The organism is Alteromonas sp. AMM-1, assembly GCF_047290655.1.
Taxonomy (GTDB): Bacteria; Pseudomonadota; Gammaproteobacteria; order Enterobacterales; family Alteromonadaceae; genus Alteromonas; species Alteromonas mangrovi.
Window position 1 is genome coordinate 1 of sequence record NZ_JBLBUE010000146.1, and the last position, 8,930, is coordinate 8,930.

The window sequence follows — 8,930 nt, forward strand, 5'->3', positions numbered from 1 at the left end:
AAACCAGGAGCCAGCCTGTTTGTTGAGCGTAAGACTGTGTTTGCCAGTCCAGCCAATGCCGGCTTTTTCCGCAATCGCATGTTCCAGCACAGGGGCGGAATCCACGAATGGGCGAAACTGAGTATTAGCCAGCTCAGTCTGAATTTTTTCACCCAGCCTTTTTAATTTATTGCGCAGCACTTTATGATAATCACGGCCAAGTGCATATCGGGATACGTAGCCAATATCCGGGTTGTTCAGGTGTTTGGCGAAGGACGCGTCGGGTGGTAAATAATCCATGCGAACCGAAATAACCCGTACTGTACCGGGCACCAGTTCTGCGGGGCGTGCGCGTTTCATACCATGGCTGGCCATAAACGCCATGTCGCCGTGATACTGATTATCCAGCCACGATTGCAGCGCAGCTTCGTGCTGACTCAGATCAATATCGCTTATCCCAACCTGCTGAAAACCTAGCGCATTGGCCCAAGCCTTGATATCGTCTACCAACTTGTAAAGATCTATCGATTGTAACTCGGACATGTACACATGCTAGATACCCAACTCATCGACAGCTTACCATATAAACTTTATCGCGCCGACCAGGTCCGTGAAAATGAACGCACAGCGGCGGAAAAAGCCGGTGTTGACATGTTTACCTTAATGAAGCGCGCCGGTAAGGCGGTATTTCACCAATCGCAATTGTTACTGCCTAATACTGATGTGTATCTGGTATTAGTCGGGCAGGGGAATAACGCGGGCGATGGCTACATTGCGGCGATTCATGCCAAAAAGGCCGGAAAGCAGGTGTTGCTGTGTGCCATTGAACCGCATCGAATTCTGGAAGGGGATGCCGGTAAAGCACAGCAAAAGTGGCTGGATGCGGGCGGTAAAATTGAGCCGTTCAAAACCGACTATTTGCAAAAGTGCGAGCTGATCATCGATGCCCTGCTGGGCACCGGTATTAACAGCTACATACGTAATGAGTTTGCCGATGTGATTGACGCCGTAAATGGCTCCGGCAAGCCGGTGGTGAGTATTGATGTGCCCTCCGGGTTAGACGCCAACACCGGGCAGTCGCTCGGACGTTGTATTGAAGCCGATGTTACCATTACCTTCGTGGGGATTAAGCCAGGCTTAACAACGGGGGCAGGTAAGCAGTCCTGCGGTACGTTGGTCTTCGATGATTTAGGGATTGGCAAACAGTTTGTCGAACTGGCGCGCTCATCGGGTTCCCTGCTGAATATTGAGCAATTTAAAGGCCTGGCACCTCGTGATGTGCACAGCCATAAAGGCACTTATGGTCGGTTGCTATGTATTGGCGGAAACCGCGGTACGGCGGGCGCAATCCGTCTGGCCGGCGAAGCGGCATTGCGCAGTGGCGCGGGGTTGGTAAAAGTGTTTTGTCATGAAGGCTCAACCGTGCAAGTGAGTGCCGGTCGTCCGGAATTAATGGTCACCTGTGATGATTTGCACGAAGCACTGAATTGGGCGTCATGCGTAGTAATTGGCCCAGGTTTAGGTCAGGACGATTGGGCTCTGGGTGCTTTTGAGTTGGCCATGAAGCACTGCCAGACTCATCCTAAACCCATGGTAATTGACGCCGACGCACTGAATTTACTCAGCAAGCATGCCATGTCGTATTCCATAACCGATTGCATTCTTACGCCCCACGCAGGTGAAGCCGCTCGCTTGCTTAATATGTCGGTAGATGAAGTGGAAGCCGATCGCTTTAACAGTGTAAAACAGTGTGCCCAGCGATTCCACGCAACTTGCGTATTGAAAGGCGCAGGTACCATTATTGATAACGAAACCAACACCTGGGTTTGTCAGCATGGTAACCCTGGTATGGCCACTGCTGGTATGGGTGACGTATTAAGTGGTATTCTAGGTGCTTTGCTTGCTCAGGGATTGAGTAAAGATATCGCCACCAAATACGGCGTTTCTCTGCATGCCAAGGCCGGTGACGAGGTAGCGCGTTTGTATGGGCAGCGTGGCATGCTGGCCAGCGATTTGTTTGAAGCTGTGCGCGCGCTGATCAATCAGTAAAGGCATATGTTCGTGCCGATGAGAGGAAGATAAGCTAAACAATGACCACTGCACAAGGTGATTTTTATGCGGCAAGTGAAGATGATACGGCCAGGCTTGCTGCTGATTTGGCCATGGCCACAAAGTCGCAACTGGCTAAGGGTGTAATTATTTATCTTCAGGGTGATTTAGGCGCAGGTAAAACCACGTTTAGCCGGTATTTTATTCGTGCTTTTGGTCATTCAGGTAATGTTAAGAGTCCCACCTATACGCTGGTGGAGCCTTACGAATTAGGTGAGCTAACACTGTACCACTTTGATCTCTACCGATTGGCCGATCCGGAAGAACTGGAGTTTATGGGGATTCGCGATTACTTCGATACCAATCAAATCTGTTTGGTCGAGTGGCCGCAAAATGGGGGTCACTGCTTGGCACCAGCGGATTTAGTGATTAGTATAGAACCCAACGGTACTGGACGTCGGTTCAGTGTGAAAGCAGTGTCGAAAACAGGGCAAGCGATTTTGCAGCAGTGTAAACGCATTTAGTGCGGACCTGAACACTGAACAAAGAACGTACCCAATGAATGTATGGCCTGATAAATAGAAATGATGACCAGGGCTTGTGATGTTACGCGGTAAACTTTTAATACTCATTAGTTGGTGCTTACTAGCGTTTAACGTTAATGCCAGCAACGATATCAAAGATGTCAGGGTGTGGCCTACCAGCGCCAGTACCCGTGTGGTGTTTGATCTTAAGGACGCCCCTGAGTTTACCTATTTTACCCTGAATAACCCACATCGACTGGTCATTGACCTCGTAGACACCCGCAGTGACACCCCGCTTAAAATAGACAATACAGGCAGTTTACTCACTAGAATTCGGTATTCCACGCCGAAAAACAAAGCCTCTACACGGGTGGTACTTGAACTTGCCCGTAAAGCCGAAAATTCTATATTTGCAGTGCCACCGGCCGATGATCTTGGTCATAGACTGGTGGTGGATTTACTCGATTCTGACCCACAAAGTAGCGGTGTTGTGCTGGACATGAATCAATCGAGCCGAGATCGGGATATTATTGTAGCCATCGATGCGGGTCATGGCGGTAAAGATCCCGGCTCTATCGGGCCTTCTGGCTCATTCGAGAAAAACATTACACTCAGTATTGCGCAAATGCTGGAGGAAAGAATCAATAAAGAAGCGGGAATGCGCGCAGTGATGACCCGTAATGGTGATTACTATATCTCCCCCAACAAACGTCCTGATGTTGCGCGTCAACATAAAGCCGACCTGTTAATTTCAATTCATGCTGATGCGTTTACGGAGCCAGAACCTCGCGGTGGTTCGGTATGGGTGTTGTCTATGCGTCGCGCCGACAGTGAACTGGGTCGCTGGCTGGAGAAAACCGAACAGCATTCAGAGTTGCTCGGTGGGGCGGCCGAAGTGATTTCCGATAACGCATCTGAGCGCTACCTGGCCGAAACCATACTGGGTTTATCAATGGATCACTCCATGTCTTCCAGTTATGACTTGAGCAAGAAAGTGATCAGCGAGCTAAAAGATGTGACTCAACTACACAAACACTCACCGCAGGCGGCTAGTCTGGCAGTGCTTACAGCGCCTGATATTCCGTCTATTCTGGTAGAAGTGGGTTTTATTTCAAATCCCCAGGAAGAGAAAAACCTGAACTGGGCAAAGTACCGTCAACAATTGGCGGATGCCATGTTCAATGCTACTAAGCGCTATTTCGAGCAAACCCCACCCGATGGTACACTGTGGGCCTCCCGCAAAGCGGAGAACCGTACGCACCGGGTTCGAAGTGGTGAGTCCTTGTCGTTACTGGCGCAGCGCTACAATGTAAAAGTGAGCAGTATCAAGCGTGCCAATAACCTTACCAGCGATGTTGTGCGTATTGGCCAGGTGCTGACCATTCCCAGCACCTGAGCAACACAGCGAACACCTACTTTTTATAACGCGATAAACAGGAACGCCTTTGCCTATTCAGCTGTTGCCCCCAAGACTTGCCAACCAGATTGCTGCCGGAGAAGTGGTTGAACGCCCTGCATCTGTGGTAAAGGAGCTGGTTGAGAATAGTCTTGATGCGGGTGCGAGCCGCATTGAGCTGGATATCGAGAAAGGTGGCCACAAGCGGATAAAACTGCGTGATAACGGTAGTGGTATAGCAAAACACGAACTGGAACTGGCGTTATCCCGCCATGCCACCAGTAAAATTGCCACGCTGGATGATTTGGAGCAAATTCTGTCTTTAGGGTTTCGTGGAGAAGCCCTGGCCAGTATTTCAGCGGTAAGTCGTCTTACGCTAACGTCCAAGCCAGCCGGGCAGGAACAGGCCTGGCAAGCCTGCTGCGAAGGTCGCGATATGGCGGTACAAATACAACCTGCCGCGCATCCGGATGGCACCACTATTGATGTGATGGACATTTTTTACAATACGCCCGCCCGCCGAAAGTTTTTACGAACAGAAAAAACCGAATATCAGCACATTGAAGAAGTGATAAAGCGGATTTCGCTAAGCCGACCGGAAGTAACCTTTATTCTCCGGCATAACGGTAACGTGACTAAGCGGTTTGCTGGTACACAAGACCGGGGCGTTCGCGTTGCGCAAGTGTGCGGTCAGAAGTTTATTCAGCAGGCCATTCACACGCAATGTGAATACGCTTCTATTACACTTGAAGCCTGGTTGGGCGATGCGCGCCAGCTCAGAAGCAGTAACGATTGCCAGTATAGTTTTGTCAATGGTCGTGGCATGCGCGACAAGCTGATTTTACATGCCCTTCGGCAGGCATATGATTCTGTACTGGGCAGTGCCGAGCAGCCTTCGTTTGTTGTATACCTGACTATCGATCCGCGCGAAGTCGATGTGAACGTGCACCCAGCAAAACACGAAGTACGCTTTCAACAAGGTCGATTAGTTCACGACTTTATTTGCAAAGCAGTTTGTGATGCGCTGTGTGAAGGTGCGGATATGTTGCCTGACACTGCAGATAGCAGTGAAACGGGGCACGACTATATACGTCCGTTATCGACCATCGCGCAAGGCAATGCTCGCGAACCTAATGTAACTGGGCAATCACACCTGCCGACGGCATTTCCCCATCAGGAATACCCCGTTGAAAGACTGACCCAACCCCGACACCAATCCCCATCTCAACAAGTATCAGGCGGCACATTTGTAGCGCGCAATTCGGGGGGGAGGCCCTATCAGGCTGGCACAAACAGCGTGTCGGCTGGCTATCAGCAACATTATCAGCAGCTCATGACGCCTTCGCAAGAGGCGTTAAACGCCGGGCGAACAGACCTGGAGGCTAGCAACAACCTGCACTATGTGCCAGTAGGCGAGGCTAGCCGGCTGTATACCAGAGACGAGCATTGTTGGTTGTTGACTGCAGATAAACTCTATCGGGCCTGGCTTAGTGCTATTTTTGAGGGCGAATTAGTTGCACAGCCCCTATTGATGCCAGTGAGTGTAAATCGAGTTGTTGAGCCTGGTGCAGTGGAAGTTTTTGCTGCAAACGCATTTGAATTGCATAGTGTGGCAGGGAAAACCCGGTTGTTAAAAGTACCTGCTCCGCTTCGCCATTTACCCTGGGCGGCACTGTTCCCGGCAATCTGCGAGTCACAGCCAGACAATTTAGCAACACTTCAGGCTATGCTGGCCAAGGCACTGTCTGGCCAGGCATTTCAACAGGACACCTTGTGGCGCTGGTTCGACCAACTGGCGCTTTCTTCACAATGGACCATACTTAACGAGTGTGGTGTCAAAAAATCGCAGCAAGCCCTCGTGCAGTGGATGAAAAAAGAATAAGACGATGACCAGTCAGACAGGCCCGGTAGTGGCCATTATGGGGCCAACGGCGTCTGGTAAGACCGGCCTTGCCCTGGAAATAGCAAAACACATCCCCTCTGAGATTATCAGCGTAGACTCCGCACTGGTGTATCGTCATATGGACATCGGTACGGCCAAGCCTACAGCAGAAGAAATGGCGATCGCGCCTCACTGGTTGATTGATATTATTGAGCCCAATGAAGCGTACTCGGTTGCGGAGTTTGTAAAAGACGCGACGCGCCTGATTGGCGAAATACAGAGCAGGGGAAATCTGCCCATTCTGGCCGGTGGTACAATTATGTACTTTAACGCCTTGATAAATGGAATTTCGCCCTTACCTAAGTCGGACACAAACATTCGAGATGATATTGCCCGTGAAGCCGAGCAAAAAGGCTGGCAAATTTTGCACGATGAATTAGCAGTGATCGATCCTGTAGCGGCTGCCCGTATTCACCCAAATGATCCCCAACGACTCACCCGGGCACTAGAGGTGTATCGCAGCAGTGGCAAAACGCTAACGCACTGGCAACAGCAGGCAACTCATCGTTGTCCGTATAACATAGAACAATTTGCCATTGCACCTCAGGACCGTGCTGTGTTACATGATCGTATAGCGCAGCGTTTTGACATAATGCTGGAGCAAGGATTGGTGGCCGAAGTTGAGAAATTGCAACAACGCGGCGACCTGAACGAAGATATGCCATCGATTCGGTCGGTGGGATACAGGCAAGTGTGGCAATACCTCAATGGTGAGCTAAGCTATGCAGACATGCGTGATAAAGGTATTATTGCTACAAGGCAGTTGGCAAAGCGACAATTAACCTGGTTACGTGGCTGGTCGGACTTAACGTGGCTCGACACATTTGCTAAAGATAATTTGACTAAAATTACTGCAAAAGTCACACTTTAAATAAAGGAAGTGTGATATAAAGCAAAAGCGCTGGGACAAATTAATAAATTTGTCAGTTTAATAATAAAAATTAAGGATTTGAAATGGCTAAAGGGCAATCATTACAAGACCCATTTTTAAACGCATTACGCAAGGAGCGTATACCCGTTTCCATTTATCTTGTTAACGGTATCAAACTCCAAGGGCAGGTAGAGTCATTTGACCAGTTTGTTATCCTGTTAAAAAATACAGTAAGCCAAATGGTGTATAAGCACGCGATCTCCACAGTAGTGCCTTCTCGCGCCATCACAATGCCAAGCACTCAAGGGGACGCTGAGAGCAAGGGTGAGTAATTACATAGGTAACTCGCTTGTTTGACCGTTATGAAGCCGGTGAACTGGCTATACTTGTTCATGTCTATTTTGCCGACGAAGACAGTCGAGAAGACTTAGCTGAGCTGGAACTTCTTGTATCGTCGGCGGGTGTCAATGCTGTTGATGTAATAACCACGTCACGTAGTTCGCCAAAATCCAAGTTTTTCGTTGGTTCGGGAAAAGCGGAAGAGATTGCGGCCGCGGTTAAGGCTCATGAAGCGAATGTGGTGATTTTTAATCACGCACTGACGCCTTCCCAGGAGCGTAACCTCGAAGCTATTTGTAAGTGCCGGGTTATCGACCGCACTGGACTTATTCTGGATATTTTTGCCCAGCGAGCAAGAACTCACGAAGGTAAACTTCAGGTTGAGCTTGCACAGTTGCGCCATATTTCTACCCGATTGATTCGAGGCTGGACACACCTTGAGCGTCAAAAGGGGGGTATAGGATTGCGCGGGCCGGGTGAAACACAGTTAGAAACCGACCGAAGATTACTTCGTGAGCGGATAAAAACCATCATTCGCCGATTGGAAAAAGTAGCCAAGCAGCGCGAACAAGGGCGTCGTTCCCGAAAGCGGGCCGAAATCCCAACGTTATCGCTGGTGGGTTATACCAACGCCGGCAAATCCACACTCTTCAATCGTATTACCAATGCTGACGTTTATGCAGCAGATCAGTTGTTTGCCACGTTGGATCCAACCCTGCGCAAAGTGGAACTGAAAGAACTTGGTCCTGTTATTCTGGCCGATACGGTAGGGTTTATCCGACATTTGCCGCACGATTTGGTTGCTGCGTTTAAGGCCACACTGCAAGAAACGCAGGAAGCGGATTTACTTCTGCATGTTGTGGATTACTCTGCTGCCAATTATCTGGAAACAATGGATGAGGTAAATGCGGTACTGGATGAAATCGAAGCCAGTGATATTCCTCAGTTGATTGTGTGCAATAAAATCGATCAACTCGAAGAAATTGAACCAAAGATAGACCGCGACGAAGACGGCATGCCTATCCGGGTATGGTTGTCGGCTAAAACGGGGGTTGGGGTTGATCTTCTGCTATCTGCCCTCACTGATTGTTTAGCGCAAAGCATGGTAAATTACACGCTTAAAATCCCGCCGGCGCAAAGTCGTCTGCGGGGCGTTCTGTATGAACTGGACTGTATTTCGCAGCAATCCTACGATGAACAGGGTGATTGGGTAGTTGATGTGCGCATGCCTGCGGCAGATTGGAATCGCTTGGAAAAGCGACTCGAAAACAGTTTGTCACAGTTTGTTGTAAAGCATTAATACAGCATAGGGGCATTTGCACCTATAATGGCAAGTTAAAGTACGTAATCATGAATAACTTCGTGCAAGGCCTTCCAGGATTGCAATCTAAAACGAATAAAATTCAGTATTAAATAATAATCTTTTTTTACGGAGTATTAGCATGGCTTGGAATGAGCCGGGTGGTAAAAATAACGACCCGTGGTAGAATCGCGGTGGCCGTGACCAAGGGCCGCCCGATCTGGATGACGTGTTTAAAAATCTGTTTGGCAAGCTCGGCAAGGTTGGCGGCGGCGACGGTAACGGCTCAGGTAAAAAGCTGGGTGGTGTAGGTGCTGCGCTGATTTCTGCTTTGCTGATCGTGGTTTACGTAGTCAGTGGTTTCTACACCATTCGAGAAGCTGAACTGGGTGTGGTGTTGCGTTTTGGACAGTACCATTCGCAGGTTGAGCCTGGCTTGCGCTGGAAGCCAACCTTTATCGACTCAGTCATTCCGGTTGATGTGCAGTCAATTCGCTATGAGTCGTCTTCAGGTTCCATGCTTACTGAAG

At 49.4% G+C, this 8,930-nt stretch carries 8 protein-coding genes and 1 pseudogene; 8 read left to right on the forward strand and 1 reads right to left on the reverse strand.

The annotated features are described in order from the left end of the window. A partial coding sequence (gene queG / locus ACLR2L_RS16465) for a tRNA epoxyqueuosine(34) reductase QueG (RefSeq protein WP_413369631.1) occupies window positions 1-522 on the reverse strand: 522 nt, incomplete at its 3' end. 6 nt (window positions 523-528) lie between these two features. On the opposite strand from queG, the gene ACLR2L_RS16470 reads away from it, so the two are divergent. The 8 genes and pseudogenes from ACLR2L_RS16470 to ACLR2L_RS16505 form a co-directional block, all read left to right on the forward strand. Next, window positions 529-2,028, forward strand: coding sequence for an NAD(P)H-hydrate dehydratase (locus ACLR2L_RS16470; protein WP_413369633.1), 1,500 nt, complete (start codon window positions 529-531; stop codon window positions 2,026-2,028). A gap of 41 nt (window positions 2,029-2,069) precedes the next feature. Then, window positions 2,070-2,552, forward strand: coding sequence for a tRNA (adenosine(37)-N6)-threonylcarbamoyltransferase complex ATPase subunit type 1 TsaE (tsaE, locus tag ACLR2L_RS16475; RefSeq protein ID WP_140961015.1), 483 nt, complete (start codon window positions 2,070-2,072; stop codon window positions 2,550-2,552). A 79-nt stretch (window positions 2,553-2,631) separates the two neighbouring features. Continuing rightward, window positions 2,632-3,948, forward strand: a complete 1,317-nt coding sequence (locus ACLR2L_RS16480; RefSeq protein WP_413369635.1) for an N-acetylmuramoyl-L-alanine amidase — start codon at window positions 2,632-2,634, stop codon at window positions 3,946-3,948. A 49-nt stretch (window positions 3,949-3,997) separates the two neighbouring features. Beyond that, window positions 3,998-5,830, forward strand: a complete 1,833-nt coding sequence (mutL, locus tag ACLR2L_RS16485) for a DNA mismatch repair endonuclease MutL (RefSeq protein WP_413369637.1) — start codon at window positions 3,998-4,000, stop codon at window positions 5,828-5,830. Between the two features lie 4 nt (window positions 5,831-5,834). After that, on the forward strand, window positions 5,835-6,761 hold the full coding sequence (gene miaA / locus ACLR2L_RS16490; RefSeq protein ID WP_140961007.1) for a tRNA (adenosine(37)-N6)-dimethylallyltransferase MiaA: 927 nt from the start codon (window positions 5,835-5,837) through the stop codon (window positions 6,759-6,761). An 83-nt stretch (window positions 6,762-6,844) separates the two neighbouring features. Then, window positions 6,845-7,093: an RNA chaperone Hfq gene (gene hfq, locus ACLR2L_RS16495; protein WP_140961004.1), complete on the forward strand. Its 249-nt coding sequence runs from the start codon at window positions 6,845-6,847 to the stop codon at window positions 7,091-7,093. Between the two features lie 17 nt (window positions 7,094-7,110). Further along, complete coding sequence (gene hflX, locus ACLR2L_RS16500; protein ID WP_140961001.1) at window positions 7,111-8,400, forward strand: ribosome rescue GTPase HflX; 1,290 nt, start codon at window positions 7,111-7,113, stop codon at window positions 8,398-8,400. 142 nt (window positions 8,401-8,542) lie between these two features. Then, window positions 8,543-8,930, forward strand: a pseudogene (locus ACLR2L_RS16505) (protease modulator HflK N-terminal domain-containing protein); the annotation flags it as partial.